This window comes from Planctomycetota bacterium, from assembly GCA_016872555.1.
In the GTDB taxonomy this organism is placed as follows: domain Bacteria; phylum Planctomycetota; class Planctomycetia; order Pirellulales; family UBA1268; genus F1-20-MAGs016.
On the sequence record VGZO01000002.1, the window covers coordinates 1 to 26,419 of the forward strand.

Below are 26,419 nucleotides of genomic sequence, written 5' to 3' on the forward strand. Positions count from 1 at the left end.
GAGGCCACGGGATATCTCCGCGCCCGCCGGGGGCTCGCCGAGTGCCTCACGATCCTGGGGCGGCCCGAGGAGGCGATCGCCGAGTGCGAGGCGCTTGCGAGTCTTGACGCCGAAGACCACATCGTGGCCCGGTTCATGCACCTCGACCTCCTGATCAGCCACGGCCGTTTCGCGGCGGCCAAGCAGCTCTGCTACGAGTGCCGCGAGGAAGTGTTTTGCGTGTGGCCGTATGGGCGGGCGCTGATCGCGTTTGGGGAACAGGGCGACACGCCCGCCGCCCGGGAGCTGCTTGCCGAGGCCGGCGTGGTCAATCCCCACGTGCCGCGGCTGTTGCTCTCGGGCCGCGAGTTCGACCCGGGCGGGATGCTCACCGTCGGTGCCGAGGACGAGGCGGCGGCGTATGTCCGCGACTTTCGGAGTTGCTGGATGGACGTGCCCGGGGCGCTGGCCTGGCTGCGGGCCTGCGGCAACGTGCCGCTCGACGATGCCGGGCGCGACCGCAGCGGCTGGCGGACGTCGGCCGGTCCACGCGCTGAGCGGCGGCCGGGCTGGGCTCAGGAAAAACGGCTGCTTGCCCAGCTCCCGCTCGACGCGACCGACGCGTGGGAAGTGGACCTGTCGGAGGAGCGTGAGGGCATCTGGTCGTTCATGGTGGCATCCACCCGCGACGACAGGCAGTTGGCCCTCGACGTGCTGGAGGACCGGCCGTTGCCCGACGACCTCTGGGGGATGCTGGCCGACGCGATGCGGCGGCCGAGGCACGGCGAGCCGAGGCGGCCCGCCACGGTAGCGATGCGGCCGGGGGTGTTGCCCAAGACGTGGCGCAGGAAGCTCGAGCAGATCGGTGTCCGCCAGATCCTGCGCGAGGAACTCGACACGATCGCCCGGATCTCGAGCGACGTGGCGGCACGGATCGCCGCCGCCGCGGCTGATCGCGATGCGGACGAGACCGAACCAGCCGCCGCCACCACCGCGACGATTCTCGCCGACTGCGCTCGTCTGCCCCGGGAAGCCGGCGACATCTGGGAGGCACTCGTGCGCCGGGCGCCTGCGTGGGTGACCGGCGAGGGGCAGCCCTATCTGCCCTGGCTGGCGATCGTGGCCAGTCAGACCACGGGCGCGCTGCTCAAGTTTGACATGACCCGCGAGCGAACCGATTCCGCCGCATTCGTGCGACTCGCTGGCCGGGCGATGCTCGCGACGGGCGTGCGGCCCGAACAATTGAATGTCGTGGATCCGGCGCTCGGCGCCACGCTCTCAGCGGCATTCGCAGGCCTCGATGTCACGATCAACACGACGGAGGAGTCGTTCCCGGCGATCGACCGTGTGGTCGGTTCGCTTGCCGAATCGATGACGCCGCCGGAGGCCGTCGCCCCGCTCTCCGCGGTTCCGGGAATCACCACCTCCATCGGGCGGGCCTTCTATGCCGCGGCGGCCGCCTTCCACCGCGACCGGCCCTGGCGGCGGCTGCCGAGCGACGCGGCGATCAACGTGCACGTGCCGGCTGCGGACGGTGGCGAGGGCCGGCTCGTGCATGCGGTGGTCATGGGGCATGTGGGCATGGTGCAGGGGCTTGCCCTCTACGAGGATGACGTGGCCCTCGAGGTGGCACGCTCGGGCGACCACGATCAGGCTGCCCGCAGCACGGGGCTTTCGGTGATGTTCGGCGAGGCCTTCGAGATCCCCGCGGTCGATTACGACTGGATCGAACGCAGCGGATTCGAGGTGGCCGGGCCCGAGGCCTGGCCAATGCCGGTGCGGCTCAATCCCGGGATGAATCTGCGGCCGCCGTTGGCGTGGGAGCTTGAACTGCTCACCGGCTGCCTTCGGGACGTGCCCGCATTCATTGCTGCGGTGCCGAAGCCCAAACGAGGGCTGTTCGGAAGGGGTGGACCGGCCGAGCCGCCGGCATGGACATCCCCAGCCGGCTGGCGGCTGTCGTGGGAATGACTGACCTTCAATACCAGTCAGGACTGATCGACATCCACAGCCTCTGACGCTGCTCAAACGACGTGGAACGCATCGGCGTAGGCGGACAACGTCGACGCGGGTATTCCGAGCCGTTTGCCGATCGACCGCCATCGGGAGACCGCCTGGCGGACTTCGTCGCAGATGCGGCGAGAGTCCTTGGTTTCGAGGCCAAATCTGGCGGCATGCCGGACCGCGTCGTCGATCGCCGCAGCCGGATCGTCGAGCAGGCGAGAATCCTCGCTCACTGGCGTCTTGGGCTGTCGCGCGCGGTCGATCGCCGGTGTCGGATTGATGTCCAGGACCCGGTTGCCGCGTCGATCACGTTCGATCCGGGGGGACTGCTGGCGGGGGGCGGCATCCCGCAAGTAGTGTACGGGCGATCACTCTCCCCGTCCACTCGCCGCTCTGCCCATGGTCGCTGCATTCTGCGGATTTTCCGCGCGGCCCAGCCTCCGGCCGCATGCCGGCCCGGCACCACGCCGCCGCTACGAGCGTCGCCGCCCCGAGAAGACTCCCCTCCACAAGATCATCTCCGAGAACCTCGCGAGCTGGCTCGGGTGGCGTGACGTGGCGGAGCGTCCCGTGCCGGGCTACGTCGAGGAGGAACTCCGCGGGTATCTCGAGTGCGGCATCCTCTGCTTTGGGTTCGGCCGTGCCCCCTGCACGGGCTGCGGCCAGGGGTTTGTGATCGCGTTCCCGTGCAAGGGGCGCGGGGTTTGTTCGGCCCGGCTGAGCCGGGCTCGGTAGCCATGGGAACCCTTGGCGTTCCCATCGGCTGCCAGGCAGGACGGGGCCATGGATGGCCCGCCCTGCCTGTGGCTAGTTCCGCCGGTGCCCGTGCGACAGTGGGTGATCTCCGTGCCGAAGCGATTGCGGGGCTTTCTCGCCGACCGGCACCGAGCCGTCGCCGCCGTCACGAAGATCTTTCTTGACGAGATCGTGCGGACTCTGATCACGGCCTCAGGCTGCTGCGCCTCCCCGGCGTTCCTGCCCGCCCACCCGATCAACCAGGCCGATCTGGCCGCGCTCACCGAGCGGGTCCGCCGCCGCGTGATCCGCTTTCTTCAGGCTCACTCGCCTGCTCGGCACCGCTGCCGCCGCCGACATGCTCGCCTGGGAGAACAGCGGTTTTTCAGTCGATGCCGGTGTTCGGATCACGCTCAATAGACCGCGACGTGCCGAGCTATTTTCGGAGCTTGGAGCACCTGCTGCGCTCTTGCGCCCGGCCACCCTTCGCGCTGGAGCGACTCTCCGTGAGCCGCGGTGCAGACGGCCAGATCGCCCGCATCCGCTACGTGCTGCCCAGACACTGGGTCACCATTTGGGCCGCCAACTGGGTCGGGCCGGGCCGCTCGCGCAAGTCCACGCGGCCGGGGGCCAATGGCGTCGTCGACCTCTCGCCGTTTGAGTTTCTCGACCGGCTCGCCGATCTCGTGCCGCCGCCGCGCAAGCACCGGCACAGGCCAGCCGGAGGCTGGCGTTGGCGGTCGAGCCAAACCTCGGCTTTGGCTCCGACCGCCCGAGGCGGCAGGGGCCATGGATGGCCCTGCTGCCGTGAAACAAGCCAGGGGTGTTTGCACCCAACCACAAGCTCAGGCGGGCCGTGACGGCGCTGGCGATCGGAAACGTCGGAAACCGCCAAGAGGCGGTGACCGGCGGGCATGGGGGCGACGGTCATGCCACGGAAGGCTGCTGCGACGCAAATCCGAATCACAAGCCCCGCTCGCACGACACGTCTCGGATTGCCTGGGCCAAGCTGATGGCCCGGGTGGGGGAGGAGTTTCCACTTGCGTGCCCCACCTGCGGCGGCGACATCCGGCTCAGAGAAGACGGCCGGCAGGAGCCGGCTCACTTCGAACCGGAGGTTCGCAAGCGGGCGAAGGCCAGGATGGCTTCGCCCGCTTGAAGTCAGCCTCTCGCACACCTCGGCGAGCCACTCGAGCCGCCTCCCGTCTCTCCCGCCCGTGGCCCGCCGATCGACAGGGAGAGCTCGTGCAGTTCCATGACGACCGGGCAATCTTTCAGGGACGGATAGACGAGCTGCCCGTGATCGACATCCACAGCCTCTGACCGGCGTCGGACGCGAGGCGTCGAAGCCCCGGGAACGGCCGACTGGGACGCGGTCTGCACAGACGCCAGAAGAACGCCACCGAAGCGGGTGCGGGGCGTTTCGAGAAACCCGCTCCGGACGCCCGGGCCGCTCCTCCCGAGGCTCACGAGTCGCTCATCAGCCGCAAGACCGGTGCGAAGGTGCCATTGACCGGGCGATCCTTATCCTTCTTTATCCTTTCGAGGCGATGTGCAAGATCGGTCTCGTCAACAAACCGACGGCTGATCGCGATGATGTCCGCATCGTCCTTCATGCGACTGAGATCGGCGGCGATGTCCTCGCGCAGGCGTTCCCGGCTACCTTCGCTGCGGCGGGAGTTCGGCAATCACCTGGACGATGGGTCCCGGGCCTGGGTTGGCGATCGGCGCGGTGAAGTCGAGCCGCGGCCGCCCCACCCGGCTTACCCCGCAGCCGATGTATCCGAGGCGTCGAGCCGTGCGCGGACTTCCGCAATCTTCGCTCGCTCGACCGTCATCCAGGTGCCGAAGATCGCGCCGCAGATGCCGAGGATCGACCCGCCGATGCCGCTGATGAGTCCCCATGTGCTCCCGTCATGCGGGAACCACGTCTGGAGGACGCTGAACACACCGATGCAGAGAGGCAGCACGACACCGCTGCCCCAGAAGAGGCCGAGCACGCGCTTGCGGCGCTGCGCGGCGTACAGCTCAGCCAGTTCCGGCGAGCCCGCCGCGTCCATCGGCTCGGGTTCGGAAAGGGTGCGCCGAAGGCTGCGGGGAAGGATGGCGAGCAGGAACCCAAACACCGACCCAAAGACGACGAGCGAGAGCATCCACCGCGAACGCTCGGCTTCCGCGTAGGCGACCCGCGCGGCCTCGGGGTCGACCGCCGAGTCGCCCGGGTACGGGCCGACGCCGAAGGGCAGGAGCCCGCGCGCCGCGATGGCCGCCAGGATCACGACGAACAGCGTGATCGGGACCGCCCACATGGCACGGGTCACGGGGCTCGCGCGTTCACGGTTCACGAGCGATGCGGTGCGCACGCCGCCCGAAGCGGATCCGCCGCCGACCGTCCATCCCCAGTGCGGGTTCTTCGCCACGATCGCGGGCATCGCGAGGAAGAACCACAGCGGGAAGAACCACGGCCACCAGAAGCCCGCGATGACCATCGCGAAGTTGAACCGCAGTCCGGTCAGGACCAGCCCGACCCAGATCGCAAGCAGCGCGACGGTGCTCATCGCGAGGGTGAGCATCATCCCGCGCGCCTTGATGCGCGCCGAGTCGTCGGCTGTGCGGTTCGGCACGAGCGCCGCGAACACGATCGGGAAGAGCAGCATCACCGGGACGAAGGTGAGCATGAACAGGCGGCCGAGCGGGATGATGGGATCCGCCATGATGGGTCTCCGTGAACTGGGGTTCGAAACGGCGTGTCGTGGGTTCTAGGCGTGCTTCCACAGGCGCTCGATCTGGCGTGCCGCCATGGACTCCGCGGCCTCACGGGTGAGTCCCGCGAGTTTGGCATCACCGAGCGCGGCGGCGATGCCTGCCTCGATGCGCTTGCGTTCCTCGGCCTTGGGGCCCGAGGCGCGCTCGACCGTGGCGATGACGATGGTGCCGCGCCCGCGCGCGGAGGCGAGCAGCCCGGCGTCCGTCAGCTCGCGGTAGGCGCGGGCGACGGTGTTCAGGTTGATGCCGAGGTCGGCGGCGAGCTGCCGGACCGGAGGCAGTTCATCGCCCTCGGCGAGCTGCCCCGCCGCGATGAGCCCGCGCAGGCCGGCCACGAGCTGGTCGTGGATCGGGACGGGACTGGCGAGCGAGATCGTGAGCATGATGGCTATTGTATCATACTCTGCGACAATGTCAAGTGCGGTTGGATTGGCGCGGCGGCGCCTCCGGGAACCCCGGTGCTCCGCGAGGGACACCGGACCTGAACGGGTCTTTCGCAAGGGCTTTGGGTGAGCGCGGGCCGGCGGCCGTTATCATGCCCTGCATGGACTGGACCACCTACTTCGCGAAGGGCCGTCCGGAGCGATCGCTCGCGGGAGTCGTCCTCGACGCCGAGTCGCTCGACGGCATCGACATCGCCGCGGAGCGCACGAACCGAGTGCAGATCACCGCGACCAGCGATGAAGCCCTCTCAGACGAGGACATGCCGCGCCTCGTCGAGTTCCTCGATGTGGCGGCGCGCGCACTCGGCCGGTGCGCGGCGGGGCCGTCGAAGTGGACGGCACTCGTCCTGACGGTGCGCGCGGAGTCGGGCTCCATCGGCGCGTTCCTCATCGACGAGGGCGATGCGCTCGCGCGGTCCGGTGCGCTCGTCATGCTCTCGCTCACGAGCCTCGAGGAGCAGGCTGCGGAGAGGCCGTGGGCAGACGAGGATCCAGAGGGTTTCGAGCGGGCGAACCGCGCGCTGCAGGAGCGCGTTCAAAGCGAGATCTCGCGCGCAGCCGGCACTGAACCCGCGCGCTCGAGCATCGCGGCGCTCCGGTCGCGGACACCGGTTGCGATCTTGATCGATCCCGTCGGCGAGGTGGATCCGGCGGACTTCATTCCGATGATCGTTCCGTAGACTCACACCAGTTTCGATCGACACCCCGCTCTCCTGGTGCGAAGGAATCGGCCTTCACCCCCTCTGGGACGCTCAGAACGCCATCTCACGTTTGGATCCGTTTCGCTGGGGGAGTTCAACCGGTCGGCCTCACGCGAGGTCGACCGGTTTGTCTACAGGCTGACCCATCTGGAAGCCATGCTGAAACCCCCTGCTGCCGCGCCGTGGCGGGGGTTCGGCGCTCTCGCGTTTGTGGAGACAGCCCAATTGGGAACCACGGGCTCCGATCCGAACGGCGGCGAAACGGGCGAAACCCCGCCTTGATCTCTCGCGCTCTCTGAACTGGTTTCCAGCCTTCCGAGATCAGGGGGTCGATCGAAACGGCAGCGAGACCTCCGCGAACCCGAGGCGCGCGCGGCAGGACTCGATGCACTGGTCGTGGATGCCATCCACATGCTCGCCTTGGCCGAGACGGAACCGGCCGCGGAGTTGCGACGGAACCGGGAGGCGCTCGCGGTCGCGGTCGCGTCGTCGCAGCCCGCCGCCAGACGGTGGGAAGCATCGCTTCTCAACAACCTCGGCTGCGCGTTGCACGCCGAGGGGCGGTTCGACGAGGCGCTCGCGGAGTTCACCCGCGCCGGCGATCTGCGTGCGGCGCAGGGCGATGCTGCCGCGCATCGGATCGCACGGTGGATGATCGGATGGACGCTGCGATCTATGGGCCGACTGGTGGACGCGCTTGAGGTACAGAATGCCCTCGAGGCCGAGTGTGCGGCGGCCGGCGCGCCCGATCCGCACGTCTTCGCAGAGCTCGCTGCGATCCACGAAGCGCTTGGGGACGCGGCGAGGGCCCTCGCGTACCGATCGCGATCGGCGTGAACCACGCTGGCGGGCCGAACGCATTTCCACACCACGGCAGTGCGCCTCGCCATGAATCGTTTCCCTCAGCCGTTGACTAGAAAGCGATCGTTTCCTGGCATCACGGCCTGAGAAAGGAACGCTTCCGATGCCACGCACCACCGGGAACTACCGCACTTCCACCGTCGCCGGCGAGACCGTGCGCGCGTTCGTGCCGTCTGCCCTTCCCCCCGCCGGACCGGCGCTCCGCGTCGAGGGGCCGATCGAAGCCGCATGCGCGCGCGCCATGGCGTCCATCGGCCGGCTCGAGGTGGCGGCGTGCCTCGTTCCCAGCACCGAGTGGTTCCTGTATGGCTTCGTCCGGAAGGAGGCGGTGCTGACCTCGCAGATCGAGGGCACCGAGGCCACCCTGCGCGACGTACTGGAGTTCGAGGCGACCGAGTACGCAACGCGCGAAGCCGACGTGGCGGAAGTCTGCAACTACGTCGAGGCGTTGACCTACACGCGCCGCGAGCTGGCGAAGCCCAAGGGCCTGCCGCTGAGCGCTCGCCTGCTTTGCGAGGCACACCGGCGCCTCATGCGGGATGCAGGCACCCGTCGCGGCGGCAACAAGAAGCCTGGCACGATCCGAACGAGCCAGAACTGGGTCGGCGGCACGCGGCCCGGCAATGCGCGCTTCGTGCCTCCTCCGGCGGATGCGGTGCCGCGGCTGCTCGCCGACCTCGACCGATGGATCCACGGGCGCGATCCGCTGCCGCCGCTCGTCAAAGCCGGGCTGGCGCACGTGCAGTTCGAGACGATCCACCCCTTCCTGGACGGCAACGGCCGGATCGGGCGCCTGCTCGTCACCCTGCTCCTCGAGCACTGGGGCGTGATGCGCTCGCCCATCCTGTACCTGAGCCACTCGTTCAAGCGCCACCAGCGCGGGTACTACGACCGGCTCTCGGCCGTTCGCACCGACGGCGACTGGGAGGGCTGGACGCAGTTCTACCTGGCGTGCGTCGAGGAGTCCGCCGAGGATGGCGTCGCCGTCGCCCAGCGCATCTTCGCGATCACCGGCAAGGACCGCGGCCGGCTCCTGTCGCACGCGGGCGCCACCGTGGCGGCGATCCACCTGCTCGACCTGCTGCCGTCGAACCCCATCGTGACGGTGCCAAGGGCCGCGACGCTGCTGGGCACCACCGCGCCCACGGCGCGCAAGGCGGTCGAGGTGCTGGAAGAACTCGGCGTCCTCCACGAGACCAGCGGCAGGCAGCGCGACCGCGTCTACGCGCACCAGGCATACCTGCAGGCGCTCACGGCGGACGAGAATTGAGTGGAGGAGCGCGGGTCGTGGCACCGGGGTTTGAAGCCGGATCGACCTGACGGGGGTGCGCTGAACAGGTCCACCCCTCATGAGAGACTTTCGCGGCCCACGGGGCCGAGAGGAGTCTCCGATGAAGCGTTCGAACAGGAAGCGGCACCGTCCCGAGGAGGTGGTCGCCAAGCTCAGGCAGGCTGACGAGGCACTGGCCAAGGGCGCGCCGATCGCCGAGGTGGCGAGGTCGCTGGGTGTTGCCGAGGTGACGCTGCACCGGTGGCGTGCCGAGTACGGCGCGGTGGACCGGGACGCGGTGAAGCGGCTGAAGGACCTCGAGAAGGAGAACGCCCGGCTGAAGCGCCTGGTGGCGGACCAGCAGCTGGACATCCAGATCCTGAAGGAGATCGCCAAGGGGGAATTCTGAGCCCGGCGCGGCGGCGCCGGGCGATCGAGCACGTGACGATGGTGATGGACGTGTCCGAGCGGCGTGTCTGCCGTGTGGCTGGCCAGCACCGGAGCACGCAGCGCCGCCCGGCGCCGCCGAACCCGTACCGGGACAGGCTGGTCGGCAGGATGCGGGAACTGGCCGTGGCGAATCCACGCCGTGGCCGGCGCTACATCATCGATTTGCTGCGGAAGGGGCGTTGGTCGGTCGGAGCGAGGCTGATGAAGCGGCTGTGGCGCCAGGAGGGCCTGCTGGTGCCCGGGAAGCGCATGAAACGCAGGCGGATCGGCACGGGCGAGAACGGCATCGTGCGCCGAAGGGCGACGAGGAGGAACGAGGTGTGGGGCATGGACTTCGTGCAGGACTGGACCGCCGACGGCCGCCCGCTGCGGATGCTGGTGGTGCTGGACGAGTACACGCGCGAGTGCCTGGCAATCGAGGTGCGGCGGCGGCTGCGCGGGAAGGACGTGGTGGCGGTGCTCGACGAGCTGACGATGGATAGCCCGGCCAATGCGACGTCCGCAAGGGGCTCCCCGGCTGATGAGCGGCTCGTGAGCCGCGTGTTTCGTGTTTTCGTCTCCCGGCCCCGAAAAGCACTCTCCAGATTGGCCGGCTACCCGCCCCCGGAGTGGCGAGTTTCTCGCCTCGGCGCAGACCGTCTCCCGAGTCGCCCGTCCAGGGCCTTGATGCCTCACGTCCGGCATCACTCAGAGCTTGTGGATGTCGATCACGGGCAGGTCGTCTATCCGTCCCTGGAAGACGTCGCGCTCGTGTGCGCACACCACGCCCACCCCTTGCCCTGCCGGGGTGACCGGGCGGCAATGCGCGAAGACGTCTACTCCCGCACCGCCCGTCGCCGTGCTCGGCGGGTCTTCTTGATGTCGGCGCGGGCGGCCCGCCCCTCCTCGCGGTAGGTGCGAATGGCCTCTGGGTGTGCCGCCCTCCAGGCATCGGGCCGAAGCGACTCGTAGTCGGTGTCGCCGGCCAGCAGGCGGTCGAGGACGTCCTGCACGTAGGCGAAGACATCGAGATCGTTCCGCACGGCGCTGCTGAGGATCGTGAACAGGTCGGCGGCGCGATAGCCGGGCTCGACTTCCCCGACGAAGAGCCAGTTCTTGCGACCAATCGCCACCTTCTTCATCAACTGCTCGGTGAGGTTGTTGTCGATCGGCACGCGGCCATCATCGAGACAGACGAGCAGGTGATCGAACTGATTCCGGATGTACGTCAGCGCCTGGCCGAACGTCTCCTTGGGAAGCACGTCGGCGATCGCCGCGCCCGCGACGTACTCCCGCATCCGCTCCCAGATCGGCTTCGCCTCGGCCTGCCTCAGGGCCTTTCTGTCGGCTGCGGAGAAGTCCTTGGAACGATCCTCGACGTCGTAGAGATGCTGGAACATCGAGAGCAGCACTGCGGCGTGTCGCGGGTGGTTGTCGCGGGCGTTGAACACCTTCCGCCGGGCATGCGCCACGCAGGCCCCGCGGACGATCCGCCCGTCACTCTGCGTCTGCACCGCGTCGTAGCCGGAGTAGCAGTCGGCCATCAGGGTGCCGGTGAAGCCGTCGAGAAACAGCTCCGCGCCGTCGCGATGGCGGCTGACAGTGAAGTCGAAGACGTCGATCGGCGCCGTGATGCTCCGGCACGCCCACATGCGCGCGGTGATGCTCTCAGGTGAAAGCCGTACTTGTGGACGACGATCTGGGCGGCCACGCTCGTGCCGTAGCGGTTGCCCTCGACCAGGCCGACCGGCCGCGGGGCCTCCTTCACGCCGCCCTCCTCGTGCTTCCGGCAGGCAAGCTTGGGAATGCCGGTGCGACGGACGACGAGCTTGGGCGGCACGATCTCGAGCGTCTCTTGCCAGTCGTAGCCGATCACCTCCCGCTCGCCGTGCTCCGGGCAGGTCTTCTGGTCTTCGGGCACCGGCAGCTTCACCTCGATCCGCGGCAGGTGCGCCGGAAGCTGCTCGTTCCGGGTCTTCTGCGGCTGCTGCTGGCGGCGCCGATAGCCTTCGATGTTCTCGTAGGCCGCGTCGGCGAGGCCCTCGGCGGCGTCCGCCACGTCGGGTGAATCCCCGAAGTCGATCTTCAGCTGGCTCGGGTCGGCGAGGTATCGCTCGATCCGCTTCTTGAAGGCAGCCTGGAGCGCGGCCGCGAGGCGGGGTTGGTACTCCGCGAGCTTGTCCTTCTGCTCGGCCAGTTGCTGGTTCTGCTGGGCGACCAGCGCGGCCTTGGCAGCCAGCGCGGTGTCGCGTTCGGCGATCACGACATCGCGTTCGGCAATCGCCGTGTGGCACTCGGCGATCACGCCGCGCTGTTCACGGAGTAGCCTCTGGCAGGCGTCGATGTCACTCGGAAACGTCGTCGTCTCACGCATGACCGCATCATGCACGCCGCGCCTGGCAAGAGCAGATTCACTCTCGCACCAAAAATAATCGCGTGCCAAACACGATGCGACTTCGCTCAGCTCGCGCGACTGAATCGCTTGCGGCGCCGCACCGTCTCGAGCCGCACGCCGCCGAGGATCATCGCGAGCTGCGTCGAGTCGATGCGCACTCGCTTCGCGCTATCGCTTGCCGCCACGACCTCGAATGTTCCCTGCTCCAGCCGCTTGTACCAGAGCACGAAGCCGTCGCCATCCCACCAGAGCGCCTTGATGCGATCCCTCCGCTTGTTGACGAACAGGAACAGACTGCCATCGGCGGGATCGTCGCCAAAGACGCCCCGAATGAGCCCGCACAGGCCCGTGAAGCTCTTGCGCATGTCGGTGGCGTCGGTGTGCAGGAAGATCGCGGGGGCCGGGGAGACGCTTAGCATCGGGCCGCTTCCGCCTGCGCGGCCATGCGATCGATCACCACGCGCACGAGGTCCACGCGATCGTCCGGGATCTCCAACGTCGCACCGCCCGGAAAGCGCACGAGCACTGAACGCCTCGGGATGATCTCAACGGGCCGGAACGACTCGGCCGCACGCGGTTGAATCCGCGCCGCCGGCGATGCAGCCCGCTCGATCCTCCGCCGCCAAGACTTCCAGAGCGACACGCTCACCCGCTCCCGCCTGCAGAACTCGGCCGCAGTCAGGCCGCTCTTCGCATGTCGCGCCAGCCGTCGTCGCCACGCCGCCAGCTTGTCCCGATCCACACTCCGTCCCATGCCATGCCTCCGCTGCCGATGGAAAAGGTCCACCGGCCGAGGCTATCAGGGGCTACAAGGGTGGCTGTGGTGTGCGCACACGAGCACGGGATCTGCCAAGATGAAGTCGAATGGGTCGTGCAGAATCCGCTGGCAGTCGGATCAAGTCGATCGTCCGGCTGTCCGGTCGCCGTCGGCCGCACGCCTGCCGGCCGCTTGCTGATCGTCGTCTACGAGCACATCGACCATGTCACCGTCTATCCCGTGACCGCATACGAGATCGAGGACGCCTGACGATGCCTCACGACGAACGCGCCGCCGGTCGCAGGATTTCCCATCACGCCTCCGCGGAGGAGCAGGCGCGTCATGCAGCGATCCGCCTCCTTGTCGCAGACGATCTCCCGGAGCTCACGGCGTGGGCGAGGCACGTGGCGGGAACCGGTTCGGGACGGATTGCAGTCGGGACCGTGTTCGCCGCCGATGAACGCGAGGTGCTCGACACGATCGACGCCTACGCCTCCGGACATGCCTTGCCTGGCCGCGCGGCGGTCGTTCGGGAAGCGCTCGCGCGGTTGCTTGGCCTCGACATAGCGCCGGAACCGCCGACGGGTTGAGGGCCGCGGTAGCATCGTGCATCAGGCGCTGTGCCTCGAGGCAATGCCAGGGGATCGTGATCCCGCGTGCATGAATCAGCCGCGGCTCGCGAAGACCTCACCCGGCGCTTCGCTGGCCGCGGCGCGATCCCCGGTCGAGAGCCATCCGGCGGCGCAGGCGGATGCCGGCACAAGCCAGCGCCGCCGCTGCGAGGACGACCGTCGAGGGCTCCGGCACCGCCACCACGCTGCCGCGGAGCGTGACGAACAGCGACCGGCTCGTCGCGCCGGGAAGATCGATGTCGGAGACGTCGAGCCGGTACTGCGTGCTGAAGTCACCGAGCGCGTCGGTCGCCAGGCGGACGTCGAAACTCCGCGACGCGCCGGCCGACAGGCTCGTGAACGTCGACAGGGTCGTGGAAAACATCGCCGCCGGCTGCGTGGCCACGACTCCGTCGAGATCGAGCGCGGCCGTCCACGCCGCCCCCGCCGCACCCGAGCGGTTGAACAGCGACAGCGTCCGCGCTCCGGCCGCGGCCCCCTGCTCGAGCGTGCCGAAGTCGATGTCGAGCGTGGTCACGTCGGTCGTCCCGGCGAACGACGCCCGCGCGGGGTCGAGGACCGACAGCGCGAGCGTCCGGGCGAAGCTCGCCGCATCGGTCCCGGGCGTCGTCGCCGCCACGGCGATCGTGCCCGACACGCTCCCGGCGAGCGTCGTGTCGAAGGTCAGCGCATGCCCCGTGGCCCCCGCCAGCGGCTGCGCCAATCCGGTGCCGCTGCCGAGCAGTCCGCCGGAACCGGCGAACGTGTAGTCGAGCCGCTCGCTCCCGGCGGCGACGCGCACCGGGGCGGTATTGGCGACGGCGAGCGTGCCGCTGACCACCGCGCCGCGGATCACGGTCGACGGCAGCGTGCCCACCGCGACGTCCATCTTCGCCGGGAGGCGATAGTCGGCCACGACGGGGAGATGGTCGGTGACGCGGGCGAGGTCGGAGAGCACGCCCTGCGCCTGCGTCAGCGAGTAGCCGGGCAACAGCCCCTGGAGCGTCGCCGCGGAGCCGGTCGTGATCGCGCCGTTGAGGGCATGGGTGGCGGTGTTGCCGAACGCCCAGTAGGAGCCGGGGACGTAGTCGAGGCCGTGGCCGTCGAGCCACTCGCCCGAGACGAGCTGGAAGTCGAACCGGCTGTCCATCCCGCCGGTCACCTGGCCGGGAAAGGCGGCCGTCGTCGCCGGCGACTGCGTGTGGACGTCCTTGAACGACGTGGCGCCGTTCCAGGCGCCGACGCGATTGACCGGATCGAACGCCTGGCCGGGCCCGGCCGCGGTGAGCGTCTGGAAGGCCGACTCGCTCGAGGTGGAGATGTTGAGGTCGCCGGCGTAGATCACGTGGGCGCCCTGGCCGAGGGCATCGGCGTCGGCGCGGAGCGTCTGGGCTTCGACGTTGCGCCGGGCGGCGTTGGTCGACCCGGTCGACGCCTTCATGTGGCTGACGTACACGGTGAAGTCGGCTGCCGTCGAATACCCGGCGGGCGCGAACGTGTAGCGCAGCGCCTGCCGGGCCAGCCCCGACGTGCTCGTCGTCCCGATCGCCTGCTCGCCGCGGAGCGTCACGGTCGCCGAGTCGTAGACCGCCATCGGCCGACCGGAGCCGGTCGTCGCCCCGTCGAGGAGCGTGTGGACATAGCTCGTCCGGCCGGTCACCTGGTTGAGCAGCGCGGCGAACGACGAGCCGGTGGTCGCCACCTGCTCCCCTTCCTCGAGGAGGAGGATGTCGATCGGGCCGCTGAAGCCCGCTTTCGTCGACGCACCGATCGCGCCGAAGACGTTGGCCATGCCGTCGCGCGGGCCGGAGGACGCCGCCGCACTAGCGGTGACGTTGTATTGCACGATCCGCAACTGAGCCGCCGCCGGCAGCGCGCCCGCCAGCCAGACCATCGCCGCCACGAGCGTGATTCGCCCCATCGTCCCCTCCCTGGTCGCGTGCCGTTGTTCCCCGCGCGGCCCGTCGACGGGCCGCCGAACGCCCGTCAACCGATCGTCTTCATGTCGAGCAGGCCGTCGATCAGCGCCGAGCGCGTGTCGATCGCAGACAGCGTGCGCTTCGCCTCCGGTCGGGAGACGATCTCGCGCAGCTTGAACATCCGCCGCCCACCCGACTGGGCGTCGTAGCTGTTGAAGGCGATCGTGTAGCGCCGCGACGGATCGACCGGCTTGCCGTCGAGGAGAAATTTCCCCGGCCGGCCGTCGGACGTGAGCACGAGGTCGAACGGCCACAGTGTCCGGTCGCTGCGCTTGTCGCCGGCATCCTCACGGACGATCTCGACGAGCTCTTCGGGCGTGAGGGCGGCGGTGACGAGGAGATTCTCGTAGGGGATCAGCTTCCAGCAGTCGGCGACCGTGAGCTTCCCGGGGGAAAGGTCGCCGGTGTCGAACGTGCCGTGAAACACGCCGTCGACCGAGTTGCCGCGCTTCGCCAGGGCGCGCTGGAACGACTTGCACAGCAGCTGGACGACGCCGCTGCCCCTCCCCTTGCCACCGATCGACGCGGTGACCGTCGCCACCTCGCGGGCGAGCTGCTCGTCGGAGGTCGCCAGGTCGGGCCGGGCCCGGTCCATGACCGCCGGGTCGAGGGCGTAGCGGTCGTCCATCAGCAGCGTGAACGCCCGCTTGGCGACGAGCTTCCGAGAGTCGAGGTCGAACGTCAGGTCGACGCGGCCGCAGTGGATCCCGTGGTAGCTGGCCTGCGAGCAGAGGACGTCGTGGAGCGTCCAGCTCGGCTGGTCCTGGTGCGAGTGGCCGGCGAGGTAGACGTCGACCTTGCGCCCCTTGGAATCGGCCGCGGCACGGAGCACCTCGCGGACGGGGTTGGCGTAGTCGTCCTGGAACTTCCAGCCCATGTGGCCGAGGACGACGATCGCGTCGGGCCGCTCGGCGTCGATCTCGGCGAGCGACCGGACGAGCGTCGCCGCCGGATCGGCCGCCTCGATGCCGTCGAGCGTCTCGGGGGCGAGCCAGAACGGGAGCCCGGGGGTGATCAGGCCGATGAGACCGATGCGGAAGCCTCCCACTTCGCGCACCACCCACGGCCGGACCTTCTCCCACGCACCGTCGAGCGCCCCGGCCGCCTTGCCGCCGCGCCCGACGTTGGCGGTGAGCACCGGAGCGGTCGAAGCGGCGAGGTTCGCCTGGAGGGCGTCGGGGCCCCAGTCGAAGTCGTGGTTGCCGAGCGTCCAGGCGTCGTAGCCGAGGAGGTTGAACAGTTCGAGCATCAGCTTTCCCTCGCGCTCGAGGCTCACCGCCGTGCCCTGCCAGACGTCGCCGACATCGACGGTGAGCGAGTGCGGCGACTCGCGCCGCCAGTCGCGCAGGCAACTGGCGCAGCGTGCGAACCCGCCGACGTCGTCGAGACCGTCGTACGTGCTCGTCGGCAGGATCCGGCCGTGGAGGTCGGTGGTGTGGAACAGCGACACCGTCCGCGCCTTCCCCTGGTCGGCGAGCGCGACAGTCGTGCCCGCGGCGGAGAGCGCCGCGGCGCCGAGCAGGCGACGGCGCGGAAACGACGTGAGATTGTCGGCGGGCATGGTGGACCTCCGGGGGCGGCCGGCAGTGGAAAGCGGAGAGGGCAACTCGCGGACGTGGTCGCTTCGGGCCTGCGGTGGCGGCTGAGCGATTCGCGCCGCGAGCGACCGACGTTGTAAGCCACCGGACGGCTGCCGTGCAGGGGGGAGCGCGCGACAATCACGAGCCATCGCTCGGGCGGACGTGTCGATCGCCTTCGTTGAACCGAGTGGAGCCTCGGCTCGGGCTCTGCAGAGGGGACGCCCCTCGCGCCTTTGCCCTCGCATCGACCCGCACACAGTTGCGACGGGCCGATGCGAGGGCGACGGCGGAGGGGATTCGCGGGTCCCTGGAATCGGGGAGGGATTCTGCAGGGCGCGGCGATCGCGTGCGGCAGCGCGGTGCGCCGCACGCGGCAGTCGCCGCACCGTAGCGCCGCGCGTGCGACGATTCGCCCCACCGACCTGGGGCGGATCGCTCCGCTCCCTGCGGTCGGTCAGCCCGCCGCGCGGCGCTCACGAAAGACTCACGTTCGCTCTGAAGCAGGGAAAAACAACGGTCAGCGGCCTCTCACCCGGCCGTTTCCCGTCCTTCGACCTCGATTGCTAGCAATGCTGGCACCGGAATTGCCCTGGTCGAGGGGCGTCAGTGGCGGAACGCCCCGGGCCCCGGCTCCCGGTGCGCGGATGGTCCAGGCCGGCTGATGAGGTTTCCACCGTCGCGCCCCACCGCGGAAGCGCGGTTGGTTATCGCGCCCATTCCCTGTCACGCCCACTTCCTGCACGGAGGCACCATGCCTTTGCCCCAGCCGCGCCCCCGGTCCATCGATCGGACCGTCCACACCTCGCTCGACCGCGATCGCGACGCTGGACGCTCGGACGCTCGGCTTCATCGGGGCTTCGCCTCGAGGGTTCGGCATTTTCCCTCTCGACACACCCTCCGGCGGCTCAGGGCTGCGGCTACCGCCCGGCTCCGCGGCGCGGTCGCCGTGGCCACGAGCGTCGCGCTGGCGGTCGGCCCCGGGCCGGCCGGAATGATGGCGTCACGCGCCGTCGCGGCACCGATCTCGTTCGACGGCTCGGCAGCGTACACACAAAACTTTCAGTCGATGACCGGGGCCAACGTGGCACCGGTCACGCTCTCGGGCACGACGATGCTCGAGATCTCCACGCTCGCCCTCTCGGGATCGAGTGCCTCCGTCGCCGGCTGGTACGGCTATGGCCTCGGCACGACGCGCGGGGGAATCACCAACGGCACGCAGACGACCGGTGCCCTCTACCAACTCGTCGACACGCAAGCGGTGCCCAACCGAGCCTTCGGGTCGCAGATGAGCGGTGGATCGACCGCGTTTTTCGGGGCCGTATTCCGCAACACGTCCGGTGCGACGATCAACAACGTCACGATCAGCTACGACGCGGTGATGAACCGCAATCCGTCGACGACCCCAAATACCTTTCCCCTCGCGTACAGGGTGACGATGCAAAACGTCGTCACCACTGTCAATCAGTCCGGTGATGGCACGTTCAACAACTCCGCCGGCACATGGTCACCGACGACGCTCGGATTCTCGACACCGTCGGCCGGGGCCGGCACGGGCGCTCCGGGAACGCAGGCCGCGATCAACCCGCTGTTCACGATCGGAACGCGGACCGGGAACCTCACGGGACTGAACTGGGCCGCCGACTCGTACCTCTACCTCCGCTGGACCGATAGCGACGAGGGGGGCAATGATGCCAGTGCAGGCGTTGACAACTTCTCGCTTTCCCTCCTCCAGGCGCAGTCACTGACCTGGAACATCGCCGGGGGGGGCACCTGGGACACGACGACCGCCAACTTCACCAACGGCTCGACGAGCGTGCCTTTCTCGAATGGCGACCAGGTGACGTTTGCCAACGCGGCCGGGGGTACGATCGCGCTCGCCGGAGCGCTCGCCCCCAGCACGGTCACCGTCTCGGCCACCGCCGGCACCTACACGTTCAGCGGCCCGACCGCCGCCGACAAGATCACCGGGGCGACTGGGCTTACCAAGAGCGGCGGCGGCACGCTCGTGCTTACCAGTGCCAACGATTATGCCGGTGGGACGACGATCGCCGGCGGCGTCGTGCAGATCTCGGCCGCTGACCAACTCGGCAGCGGCGCCGTCACGCTCGGGGGAGGCACGCTGCGCTCGGGAGCCGCGACGGCGCTGACGCTCACAAGCGCGATCACCGTCGGCAGCGCGGGGGGCACGATCGACACCGGTGCGCAGAATCTTCAGATCGGTGCGTTGACCAGTTCCGGCGTCCTGACGAAGACCGGGGCCGGCACGCTGACCGTGGCCGGTGCGATCACCAGCGGCGCGGGCACAGGATTCATGGTGGCCGAGAGCGACCTCGTTCTCGGGTCGGGGCCGACGGCCAGCGGGGTCTACAACATCGGTGCCAACTCGGCGCTCACCGGCAACCTCGTCCTCTCCGGCACGCAGCGGCTCAATGTCAATGACGGGGCCACGATCTCGGGCTCCGGAAAGATCCAGCTCCCGACGTCGGGCGCGCTGATTTCAAACCTCAGCGGCAACGTCGGCGGCACGGTCTCCGCCGGGATCGCGGCGAACTCCACCGGGCAGGCCTTCACCCCCGGCGCGTGGACCGGGGCGACCTACACGGCGGGATCGTTCCAGACCACGGTCGGCGCCACCGCCGGCGGATCGCTCACCGTCACCGGCATCATCAGCGGTGACACCGACGTCGACCTGTCCAATAGCTCGGCCAGCGGCGGCGGCACCGGCCTGCTCGTGCTCGGCGCCCCGAACACCTACACCGGCAACACCACGGTCAACGCCAACACGCCGGCGTTCTCCACCGCCAGCATCCGCCTCGGCGTCGCCAACGCCCTGCCGACGGCGACGGGAATCGTCGTCGGCACGAAGACTGGCCTCGGGGCGGCCGTCCTCGACCTCAACGGCTTCGGCCAGCAGGTGGCCTATCTCGCTGACGGCCCGACTGCGACGGTCGGCGCGACAAAGAACCTCACGATCCGCAACGACGGCGCGTCCGATGCGACGCTGCGGATCGGTGGCTCGGTCACGCCCGGCGCGGCGTTCGGCGGCGTGATCGGCACCGGCGTGACCAACAAGATCAACGTCGTCAAGTCGGGCGGGAACACCCAGACGCTCTCCGGGGCGAACACCTACACCGGCAGCACGACGGTCGAAGCGGGCACGCTGGCCCTGACAGGAGCCGGGGCGATCAACGCCTCGCCGACGATCACCGTCGCCGCCGGCGCCACGTTCGACGTGGCGGCCGTCGCCAGTGGCTACGCCGTCGCCAATGGCCAGTCGCTCGGCGGCAGCGGCACGGTCGTCGGCGCGACGACGATCACCGCTGGCGCGCGCGTCGCCCCTGGACCGGGAATCGCGACATTCACGATGGGCGATCTCACGCTCGGTGCCGGTGGTGCCTACGACTTCCAATTGTTCGACGCCACCGGCGGCGCCGGCACCGGCTGGGATCTGATCACGGCGGGCACGGTCGGCCTTCCGTCGGCGCCGGCGTTCACGATCAATCTCGCGAGTGCGGCGTCGGCCGGCGGCGCGGCGGGCAGCGCGATCAACTTCAATAGCGCCGTGACGTCGTCGTGGCGGATTCTCGCCGCCTCGGCCCTCTCCGGGGTGTTCAACGCCGCGAATTTCTCGGTCAACACGGCAGGCTTCGCCAACGCCCTCGGCGGCGGCACGTTCTCCGTCAGTGACACCGGTGCCGACGGCACCGGTCTGTACCTCGTGTTCAATCCGGGGGCAGGCCTGGAATGGGTCGGCGGAGATGGCACTTGGTCGTCCTCCGGCGGTACCAACTGGTCCGGGGGAGGCTGGGATCCGGCGAAGACCGCGGTTTTCAATTCCCCGGCGGGAACCGTGACGGTCGACGGCGGCGGTGTGAACGCGGACAAGGGGATCTCGTTCAACGCCAATGGCTATACCGTCACGGGTGGGGCCCTCACGCTCGGTGGCCCGACGTCTGTCGCCAACACGATCACCGTCGCCAGCGGTTCGGCGACCGTGCTGTCCGACGTGACGGCGGTGAACGGCATCACGAAGTCCGGTGCCGGGACGCTCGTCATCGGTGGCGTCATCGAGGCGGCCGGCGGGATCGTGGTGTCGTCCGGCGCTGTGCAGGTCGGCAATGGCGGCAGCGGCGGCGGGCTCGGCGCGACGACCGCGGTCACGCTCGGTGACGGTACGGCGCTTACGGTCAACCGCACGGTCGCGACGGCGCTCGACGGTGCGCTCGGCGGCGGTAGCGGCACGGTCTCCACGGTGGGTGCCGACCTGACGCTCAGCGGCCCGATCGACGGCGGACTCACGCTGCTCAACCCTGGGGCGGCGACGCTCACCGCTGCCGGGACTGTCGCCGGCTCCGTGAAGATCACCAACTCGGGACCGGGCACGATCGCCCTCACCGGCCCGAGCGTGACCACGACAGGCGCCGTCACCGCCAGCGGCGGCACGATCCGGTTCGGTGATGCCGGGCTCGGATCCGGGGCGGTGGCCGTGTCGAACAACGCCGCGCTGCTGTTCGACGGGACGGCGCCGAAGTCGATCTCCAATCCGATCACGATCGACGCCAGCGGCGGCACGGTCGCCGTCACCGCCGGAGATACCCTCGCGCTGGCGGGGACCGTGACCCGCAATGGCCTGCTCACCAAGGCGGGCGACGGTACGCTCTCGCTACCGACGCTGCCGACGACGAACCTTTCGATCGCCGCCGGCACGCTCGCCGTCTCGGCGACGGCGACGCAGACGTTCAACGCCGACCTCGGCGACCTGTTCGACGGCGGCAAGCTCGCGTTCACCGGCGCCGGCACGCGTGTCAATCTCAACGTGTCGCAGACGGGGTCGGGGGCGATCGTGTTCACGCAGCCGGGCCAGTCGCTCGCCCAGACCGGCTCAGGGCTCAACGCGACGGTCAGCAATCCGATCGAGCTGGCCCTCGCCAGCGGTGCGCTCAACGTCGGCACCACCAGCGGCAACACGCTGGTGCTCAATGGCCCGATCACCGGCTCCGGAAACGTCAACCTCGCCGTCGGCAGTGCCGGTGGCGCCGGGACCACGGTTCTCGCCGCGAAGAGCACGTTCACCGGCAACGTCACGGTCAACAGTTCCGTCTCGACCGGCGTCCACCGCCTCGGGGTCGACGACGCCCTGCCGGCGACCGCCACCGTCACCTTCGGGTCGACCGCGGGCGCGATCGATCTGGCCGGTTTCGACCAGACGATCGCCGGTTTGGCAGGGACGGCCGCCGGCGTCGCCGGGATCGTCAACTCGTCGTCCGCGGACGTGTCGCGGCTGACGATCAACGGCGCCGGCAACACCTCCTACGCCGGCCCGATCGGCACCGTCGGCAAGGCGGCGATGGAGCTGGTGAAGAATGGAGCCGGGATCCAGACTCTGTCCGGCTCCAACGGCTACACCGGTCCGACGCGGATCCTCGGCGGCACGCTCGCGCTGGCCGGGGGCGGGTCGATCGCGGGCTCGCCGTTGATCGACGTCCGGTCGGGAGCGACGTTCGACGTGGCGGGGCTGACGGCACCCTTCGCACTCGCCGCCGGTCAGACGCTCGCCGGCAACGGTGCGGTGACCGGCGCCGCCCTGCTCGGCGGCGGGACCGTGTCGCCCGGTGTGGCGGGCAGCTCCGGCGGCATCGGCAGCCTGTCGATGGCGGAGACCACGCTCGGCAACGGCACGTTCGCCCTGCAGATGACCAGCGCGACGGCGGGCGCCGGCATCGGCTGGGATCTGCTCCAGACGACTTCGCTCACGCTGCCCGGTGACGGGCAGTCGTTCGCGATCGACCTGTCGAGTGTCCTCGGCGACGGCACGGCTGGTCCGGCAGCCGGCTTCGATCCGGCGACCGCCGGTTCGTGGCGAATCATCGCCGCCACGTCGCTGTCGGGGGCGTTCGTGCCCACACGATTCACGGTGAACAGCGGCGGTTTCGCCAATTCGCTCGCCGGCGGAAGTTTCTCGGTCTCCGACTCCGGGACCGACGGCACGGGGCTCTACCTGACGTTCACGCCGGTGCCCGAACCGTCGACACTCGCGCTGCTCGCGATCGGTGCCGGTCTGGCCGGATGGCGGATCCGGCGGAGGAAGCGGGCCACGGGGCCCGAGGGCCGTCGTTCCGCCTGACCTTGCGGCGTCGTGCCGGTTGATTGATTCCCTTGGCAACCCTCATAGATTGAGTGGACTGCCGGAAGACTGGGCGTCCCCCCCGACAAGGCTTTCCTACTGGAGCGGCTCAGACCCGTTTTCCGTCGTTCCTCCGTTCAGTCGCTCATCCCGATCATCTATCCCGGAGATTGGTCATGTCCCGCCGCCGCGGCTTCACGCTGGTGGAACTGCTCGTCGTCATCGCGATCATCGGCACGCTCGTCGGACTGCTCCTGCCTGCGGTCCAGGCGGCCCGTGAGGCGGCCCGGCGCAGCTCGTGCCAGAACAGCATCAAGCAACTCGCCCTCGGGACGATCAATTTCGAGAACAGCCGACGCAAGCTGCCCCCGGGATACACGCAGGAACGGATTCCCGCCCCGAGCGGTGCGTTTCAGGGACACTCGGTCTTCTACTACCTGCTGCCGTACATCGAGGAGAGCAACCTGTTCAGTTCGATGGACGCGAAGGTCCCGCTCAACAACCGGGCGACGACTCCGACGGCAGGCAAGGCAGCCGCCGTCGTGCCGACGTTTCTCTGCCCCAGTGACCTGCTCCCCAACGTCCCGATCCCTTACCCCTCCTCCGGCACGCCCACCCAGTACGACGGCGGCGTGAGCTACAAGGCCAACGGTGGCTCGCGGCCGATCTTCGCGACGTCGAGCACCAACGACGGCGTCTTCATGTGCTTCGGCGGTGCCGCGCGGAAGGCAACCTCGGCTCCAGGAGGCATCGAGGTCCGGCTCAAGGACATCACCGACGGCACGTCGAAGACGGTGATGTTCGGTGAACGATTCCACAAGGATGCCAATTTCGACACGTTCACCACCGCCGGATGGAACAGCGGGAGCACGATCGTCAGCTGGGCGCGGTGGTACCCGGCCGGCGGCGACAACGGCCTCGGCAACCTCATGGGAGGCGCTTTCGCTCCGATCGGCTACGTGACGCCGTGGCTACACGGCGGCGCGGGTGCTCCGAGCTCGCAGGGCGCCTGGTTCACGTTCCAGGACCAGCGGCTGTCGGCGTTCGGCAGCGGTCATCCCGGCGGTGCCAACTTCGCCCAGTGCGACGGGTCGGTCCGGTTCATGAGCAACGACATGGCCCAGTCTCTCCTCGCGCTGTGGTGCCAGCGCGCCGACGGCCAGGTTTTTTCCAACGACCAATGAGAAGTCCGATGGCGTGCTTCCGCCCCGTGCCGCGCGTGGTCGCCCTGTGCGCCATCGCGCTGGCCGGCTGCAAGCCCCAGGTCAAGCTCGTGCCGGCGACCGGCACGTTCACGATCGGCGGCAAGCCGGCCGGCAACATCACCCTCCAGTTCATGCCCGACACGATGCAGGGCAACGCCGGGCCGACGAGCTACGCGACGACCGACGCGGAGGGGAAGTTCACGCTGCACACCTATGACAACCGCGAGGGGGCGGTGCCCGGCGCCCACGTGGTGACGCTCGTCGACCTCGACGAGGAACGCCCCGCCCAGGGGAGCGCACCGACCCGGGCACCCCGGCTCGACGCCAAGTATTCGATGGCCGCGTCGGCGCCACGGGTCACCGTCGGGGAAGGACAGCCGCTGGCCATCGACGTGCCACCACCGGGGCGCTGACGGCGGGGTGGAGGTCGTTCTCCGCCGGGATGGCGCCGTCGCCAGCGGTGTTCACGGGGCCGATCCGCGACACCGGATCGAAGCAGGCATCGGGAATCTCCGGAGCCCCCGGCGGTTCCGCGACTGCCGTGGCCGTCTCGGTGGCCGCGACGAGGTGCCCGCTCTCCGCAAGGTGGCATTCGAGGATCCTGCGCATCTCGAGCACCGCGCGTGGGTGGTGGTGGACGCGGGTGTGGATCGCCGGCACCGCCAGCTCACTGACCACGTCGGGGTGTCGTGCGCTGCCGACGCTGACGACGGCGTCGCCCGGCCCCTCCAGTGGCGAGACGGCGCCATCGCCGAGGATCGTGTGCAGTGAGACCCACGGCGACGGCCGCAGCGCCCGGACGGCCTGGAGGATCGACGACTGCGGTTCGAGGATGTCGACGGTCGTCGGTGGTGCGGCCCGGTACTCCGGTCGGATGGCATCGGGGTTGGCGTCGCGGAGCATGGCGTGGGCGCGGAGGCTCTCGGGGGGCTGCCGGACGGTGACGCTCGCCAGCCGTCCTCCCGCCCGCGCTGCCAGCGACGACCCGGCGTGCGGCGTGGCGACGAATACCACGCGGCGGACGAACGGCGCCGGCTTGAAGAAGTAGTTCGGAGCCGTCTCACGGCGCGAGGACGGCGGCATCCGCACCGTGGCGAACGGCTGCGTGCTCACCGCGGACCACAGCGACGAGCCCGGATCGACGACCTGGAGCTTGGCGTGCAGCCCCCCCATGCTGTGGCCGACGAGCACGATCCTGTCGAGCGCGGGGTCGGTGCCGCCGGGATCGACCGCCGCCCGGGCGGCGGCGAGCTCGGCCCGGAGGACGGCCGAGGAGCGGAGGAACGTCGCGCCGGTCGGATACTGGAACAGCCAGGGCTCGAAACGGCGGTGGAACTCGGGCCACGCGCGGAGCTCGTTGAGGAGATCGAACCAGGTGCCCGGGTCGCTGGCCAGGCCGTGGATGAAGACGACCGGGATCCGCCCGCGGCGGTGCGGCTCGAGCAGTTCGAGCCGGGCGGCCGTGTCGCCGCGGCCGTAGGGCTGGAGGAACCCCTCGATCCCGGCCGATGGCGTCGCCTCCAGCATGTCGAGGAGCGGCGCGGTGAGATCGGCGGCCACATGCGGACGCGCCGGACCGATGCGGACCGCCGCGACCTCCACTGGATCGACCAGATCGAGCACCGCCGGCGGTGGATCGTCGCCGAGGGGCCCGACGAAATCACGGCAGAAGTTGGCCTCGCGGGGCAGCGGGAAGCGGAGGACCGCGGTCGCGGCGATCGACCGCCGCGGCGGGGCGAAACGGACGTCGTCGGTGGCGAGGCGGACGCTCACCGGGACGCCGAATCCCTGCCGCACGAGCGATCGGCCGATCCGATGGTCGGAGGGGGATGGCCCCACGACCACGCCCTGGATCGTGGCCGGTTCGATCGCCAGCCCGTGGAGAGCGATCGGGATCCGCCGGGGTGTGGCACGCGGCCCGATGTCGATCCCCGCGCCGTCGGCACAGCCGACCAGGGCAGCGGAGGTGAGCAGGCCGGTCAGCGCCTCGTCATACAGTGGGAGCGCGGCGACGACGACGTCGGCGGCCCCCGGGCAGGTCCACAGCGCGTTCCACGCCTCGGCGGCACCGGCGTGCCAGGCTTCGAGCGCCCGCGGCGGACACTCCTCCGCCAACGTCCGGGCGCCGGCGACGATTCGCCGCGCCGCGTCGAGGTGCCGCCGCGCCCGCGCTGCCGGCGTTTCGACGGGAAACAGCCCGGTCGCTTCGGCGGCCGGTGCCCCGGGAGCGGTGACCACGATCGGCGGCGCGGCGGAAGCGCTCCCCGGCCCCGCCCACCACGCCGTCGCCAACACCAGCGCGCGAACCGACGTTCGGCTGACCGCGTGCATCGACGCTCCCCGCCGCCAGCATGGCATCGGGTCGATCCGGCACGGCACGTGTGCACCGCCCTGTCGCCCGAACGTTGGCCCATCCGCCCACCGGTTGATTCGGCGGGCGGCCGCCGCGGGTGGGCGTCGTCGACGAGCCGGGGTCACGCGTCACCCCACTTGCCCCCCCGGGGGGAACGGCGGGGAAACCAGGGAAAGCGGCGTTGGCTTTTCGGGCCGGCACCGGAGGGGAGGTGCCCGCGGCTGAGC

General features: G+C 69.7%; 24 protein-coding genes. 13 read left to right on the top strand and 11 right to left on the bottom strand.

What is annotated here, in order from left to right:
• Positions 1–363: 363 nt before the first annotated feature.
• Positions 364–1,950 (top strand): hypothetical protein, encoded by a 1,587-nt coding sequence (locus tag FJ309_00905; GenBank protein ID MBM3953176.1) that lies wholly within the window; start codon positions 364–366, stop codon positions 1,948–1,950.
• Between the two features lie 53 nt (positions 1,951–2,003).
• Here FJ309_00905 and FJ309_00910 read toward each other — a convergent pair whose 3' ends face one another.
• Positions 2,004–2,336, bottom strand: a complete 333-nt coding sequence (locus FJ309_00910; GenBank protein ID MBM3953177.1) for a hypothetical protein — start codon at positions 2,334–2,336, stop codon at positions 2,004–2,006.
• A gap of 46 nt (positions 2,337–2,382) precedes the next feature.
• Between FJ309_00910 and FJ309_00915 the strand changes: the two genes are divergently transcribed.
• From FJ309_00915 to FJ309_00925, 3 genes are read left to right on the top strand one after another with little or no spacing between them, the layout of a single operon-like run.
• Positions 2,383–2,718, top strand: coding sequence for a hypothetical protein (locus FJ309_00915; protein MBM3953178.1), 336 nt, complete (start codon positions 2,383–2,385; stop codon positions 2,716–2,718).
• 48 nt (positions 2,719–2,766) lie between these two features.
• The gene (locus FJ309_00920; protein MBM3953179.1) at positions 2,767–3,138 is read left to right on the top strand and encodes a hypothetical protein; all 372 of its coding nucleotides are present in this window, start codon (positions 2,767–2,769) and stop codon (positions 3,136–3,138) included.
• Entirely contained in the window at positions 3,111–3,578 is a 468-nt protein-coding gene (locus FJ309_00925; GenBank protein MBM3953180.1) for a hypothetical protein, read from the top strand. Before FJ309_00920 ends, FJ309_00925 begins: the two co-directional genes overlap by 28 nt.
• Before the next feature lie 606 nt (positions 3,579–4,184).
• On the opposite strand, the gene FJ309_00930 is transcribed toward FJ309_00925, so the two are convergent.
• The 3 genes from FJ309_00930 to FJ309_00940 form a co-directional block, all read right to left on the bottom strand.
• Complete coding sequence (locus tag FJ309_00930; GenBank protein ID MBM3953181.1) at positions 4,185–4,406, bottom strand: hypothetical protein; 222 nt, start codon at positions 4,404–4,406, stop codon at positions 4,185–4,187.
• Positions 4,407–4,481: 75 nt separating this feature from the next.
• Entirely contained in the window at positions 4,482–5,432 is a 951-nt protein-coding gene (locus FJ309_00935; GenBank protein MBM3953182.1) for a hypothetical protein, read from the bottom strand.
• A 45-nt stretch (positions 5,433–5,477) separates the two neighbouring features.
• A complete protein-coding gene (locus tag FJ309_00940; GenBank protein MBM3953183.1) occupies positions 5,478–5,867 on the bottom strand; it encodes a GntR family transcriptional regulator in 390 nt (129 codons plus the stop codon).
• 161 nt (positions 5,868–6,028) lie between these two features.
• Here FJ309_00940 and FJ309_00945 point away from each other — a divergent pair, with 161 nt between their 5' ends.
• The 5 genes from FJ309_00945 to FJ309_00965 all read left to right on the top strand — a co-directional run bounded on the left by FJ309_00945 (position 6,029) and on the right by FJ309_00965 (position 10,103).
• A complete protein-coding gene (locus FJ309_00945; protein MBM3953184.1) occupies positions 6,029–6,607 on the top strand; it encodes a hypothetical protein in 579 nt (192 codons plus the stop codon).
• A gap of 417 nt (positions 6,608–7,024) precedes the next feature.
• A complete protein-coding gene (locus tag FJ309_00950; protein MBM3953185.1) occupies positions 7,025–7,465 on the top strand; it encodes a hypothetical protein in 441 nt (146 codons plus the stop codon).
• 127 nt (positions 7,466–7,592) lie between these two features.
• Positions 7,593–8,759, top strand: coding sequence for a Fic family protein (locus tag FJ309_00955; protein MBM3953186.1), 1,167 nt, complete (start codon positions 7,593–7,595; stop codon positions 8,757–8,759).
• Between the two features lie 79 nt (positions 8,760–8,838).
• Positions 8,839–9,168 carry a transposase gene (locus FJ309_00960; GenBank protein ID MBM3953187.1) on the top strand — a complete coding sequence of 110 codons (330 nt, stop codon included), beginning with the start codon at positions 8,839–8,841 and terminating at the stop codon, positions 9,166–9,168.
• A 32-nt stretch (positions 9,169–9,200) separates the two neighbouring features.
• Complete coding sequence (locus tag FJ309_00965) at positions 9,201–10,103, top strand: transposase family protein (protein MBM3953188.1); 903 nt, start codon at positions 9,201–9,203, stop codon at positions 10,101–10,103.
• Here the strand turns inward: FJ309_00965 and FJ309_00970 are convergent.
• From FJ309_00970 to FJ309_00985, 4 genes are all read right to left on the bottom strand, one after another.
• On the bottom strand, positions 10,025–10,840 hold the full coding sequence (locus FJ309_00970; GenBank protein ID MBM3953189.1) for an IS66 family transposase: 816 nt from the start codon (positions 10,838–10,840) through the stop codon (positions 10,025–10,027). The genes FJ309_00965 and FJ309_00970 overlap by 79 nt on opposite strands.
• Positions 10,732–11,562, bottom strand: a complete 831-nt coding sequence (locus FJ309_00975; protein MBM3953190.1) for a hypothetical protein — start codon at positions 11,560–11,562, stop codon at positions 10,732–10,734. Before FJ309_00975 ends, FJ309_00970 begins: the two co-directional genes overlap by 109 nt.
• Before the next feature lie 86 nt (positions 11,563–11,648).
• Entirely contained in the window at positions 11,649–12,002 is a 354-nt protein-coding gene (gene tnpB / locus FJ309_00980; protein ID MBM3953191.1) for an IS66 family insertion sequence element accessory protein TnpB, read from the bottom strand.
• Positions 11,996–12,337: a hypothetical protein gene (locus tag FJ309_00985; GenBank protein MBM3953192.1), complete on the bottom strand. Its 342-nt coding sequence runs from the start codon at positions 12,335–12,337 to the stop codon at positions 11,996–11,998. The genes tnpB and FJ309_00985 overlap by 7 nt, the downstream gene beginning before the upstream one ends.
• Before the next feature lie 60 nt (positions 12,338–12,397).
• Between FJ309_00985 and FJ309_00990 the strand changes: the two genes are divergently transcribed.
• Positions 12,398–12,610 (top strand): hypothetical protein, encoded by a 213-nt coding sequence (locus tag FJ309_00990; GenBank protein ID MBM3953193.1) that lies wholly within the window; start codon positions 12,398–12,400, stop codon positions 12,608–12,610.
• Between the two features lie 417 nt (positions 12,611–13,027).
• On the opposite strand, the gene FJ309_00995 is transcribed toward FJ309_00990, so the two are convergent.
• Together FJ309_00995 and FJ309_01000 are read right to left on the bottom strand one after the other, a co-directional pair.
• On the bottom strand, positions 13,028–14,872 hold the full coding sequence (locus tag FJ309_00995; protein MBM3953194.1) for a hypothetical protein: 1,845 nt from the start codon (positions 14,870–14,872) through the stop codon (positions 13,028–13,030).
• Between the two features lie 65 nt (positions 14,873–14,937).
• Positions 14,938–16,755 carry a bifunctional metallophosphatase/5'-nucleotidase gene (locus FJ309_01000; protein MBM3953195.1) on the bottom strand — a complete coding sequence of 606 codons (1,818 nt, stop codon included), beginning with the start codon at positions 16,753–16,755 and terminating at the stop codon, positions 14,938–14,940.
• 416 nt (positions 16,756–17,171) lie between these two features.
• On the opposite strand from FJ309_01000, the gene FJ309_01005 reads away from it, so the two are divergent.
• The 3 genes from FJ309_01005 to FJ309_01015 all read left to right on the top strand — a co-directional run bounded on the left by FJ309_01005 (position 17,172) and on the right by FJ309_01015 (position 24,252).
• Entirely contained in the window at positions 17,172–22,634 is a 5,463-nt protein-coding gene (locus tag FJ309_01005) for a PEP-CTERM sorting domain-containing protein (protein MBM3953196.1), read from the top strand.
• A gap of 176 nt (positions 22,635–22,810) precedes the next feature.
• Positions 22,811–23,818 (top strand): DUF1559 domain-containing protein, encoded by a 1,008-nt coding sequence (locus FJ309_01010; GenBank protein MBM3953197.1) that lies wholly within the window; start codon positions 22,811–22,813, stop codon positions 23,816–23,818.
• An 8-nt stretch (positions 23,819–23,826) separates the two neighbouring features.
• Positions 23,827–24,252 carry a hypothetical protein gene (locus FJ309_01015; protein ID MBM3953198.1) on the top strand — a complete coding sequence of 142 codons (426 nt, stop codon included), beginning with the start codon at positions 23,827–23,829 and terminating at the stop codon, positions 24,250–24,252.
• A gap of 1,577 nt (positions 24,253–25,829) precedes the next feature.
• Here FJ309_01015 and FJ309_01020 read toward each other — a convergent pair.
• Positions 25,830–26,324: a hypothetical protein gene (locus tag FJ309_01020; protein ID MBM3953199.1), complete on the bottom strand. Its 495-nt coding sequence runs from the start codon at positions 26,322–26,324 to the stop codon at positions 25,830–25,832.
• Positions 26,325–26,419 lie beyond the last annotated feature (95 nt).

What these genes read in the sequence shown, in the direction of transcription:
- FJ309_00905 (MBM3953176.1), top strand. Translation starts at nt 364, where the DNA reads ATGCTCACCGTCGGTGCCGAGGACGAGGCGGCGGCGTATGTCCGCGAC.
- FJ309_00915 (MBM3953178.1), top strand. Translation starts at nt 2,383, where the DNA reads ATGGTCGCTGCATTCTGCGGATTTTCCGCGCGGCCCAGCCTCCGGCCG.
- FJ309_00920 (MBM3953179.1), top strand. Translation starts at nt 2,767, where the DNA reads ATGGATGGCCCGCCCTGCCTGTGGCTAGTTCCGCCGGTGCCCGTGCGA.
- FJ309_00925 (MBM3953180.1), top strand. Translation starts at nt 3,111, where the DNA reads ATGCCGGTGTTCGGATCACGCTCAATAGACCGCGACGTGCCGAGCTAT.
- FJ309_00935 (MBM3953182.1), bottom strand. Translation starts at nt 5,432, where the DNA reads ATGGCGGATCCCATCATCCCGCTCGGCCGCCTGTTCATGCTCACCTTC.
- FJ309_00940 (MBM3953183.1), bottom strand. Translation starts at nt 5,867, where the DNA reads ATGCTCACGATCTCGCTCGCCAGTCCCGTCCCGATCCACGACCAGCTC.
- FJ309_00945 (MBM3953184.1), top strand. Translation starts at nt 6,029, where the DNA reads ATGGACTGGACCACCTACTTCGCGAAGGGCCGTCCGGAGCGATCGCTC.
- FJ309_00955 (MBM3953186.1), top strand. Translation starts at nt 7,593, where the DNA reads ATGCCACGCACCACCGGGAACTACCGCACTTCCACCGTCGCCGGCGAG.
- FJ309_00960 (MBM3953187.1), top strand. Translation starts at nt 8,839, where the DNA reads ATGAGAGACTTTCGCGGCCCACGGGGCCGAGAGGAGTCTCCGATGAAG.
- FJ309_00970 (MBM3953189.1), bottom strand. Translation starts at nt 10,840, where the DNA reads ATGTGGGCGTGCCGGAGCATCACGGCGCCGATCGACGTCTTCGACTTC.
- FJ309_00975 (MBM3953190.1), bottom strand. Translation starts at nt 11,562, where the DNA reads ATGCGTGAGACGACGACGTTTCCGAGTGACATCGACGCCTGCCAGAGG.
- tnpB (MBM3953191.1), bottom strand. Translation starts at nt 12,002, where the DNA reads ATGCTAAGCGTCTCCCCGGCCCCCGCGATCTTCCTGCACACCGACGCC.
- FJ309_00985 (MBM3953192.1), bottom strand. Translation starts at nt 12,337, where the DNA reads ATGGGACGGAGTGTGGATCGGGACAAGCTGGCGGCGTGGCGACGACGG.
- FJ309_00995 (MBM3953194.1), bottom strand. Translation starts at nt 14,872, where the DNA reads ATGGGGCGAATCACGCTCGTGGCGGCGATGGTCTGGCTGGCGGGCGCG.
- FJ309_01000 (MBM3953195.1), bottom strand. Translation starts at nt 16,755, where the DNA reads ATGCGAGGGCAAAGGCGCGAGGGGCGTCCCCTCTGCAGAGCCCGAGCC.
- FJ309_01005 (MBM3953196.1), top strand. Translation starts at nt 17,172, where the DNA reads ATGAGGTTTCCACCGTCGCGCCCCACCGCGGAAGCGCGGTTGGTTATC.
- FJ309_01010 (MBM3953197.1), top strand. Translation starts at nt 22,811, where the DNA reads ATGTCCCGCCGCCGCGGCTTCACGCTGGTGGAACTGCTCGTCGTCATC.
- FJ309_01015 (MBM3953198.1), top strand. Translation starts at nt 23,827, where the DNA reads ATGGCGTGCTTCCGCCCCGTGCCGCGCGTGGTCGCCCTGTGCGCCATC.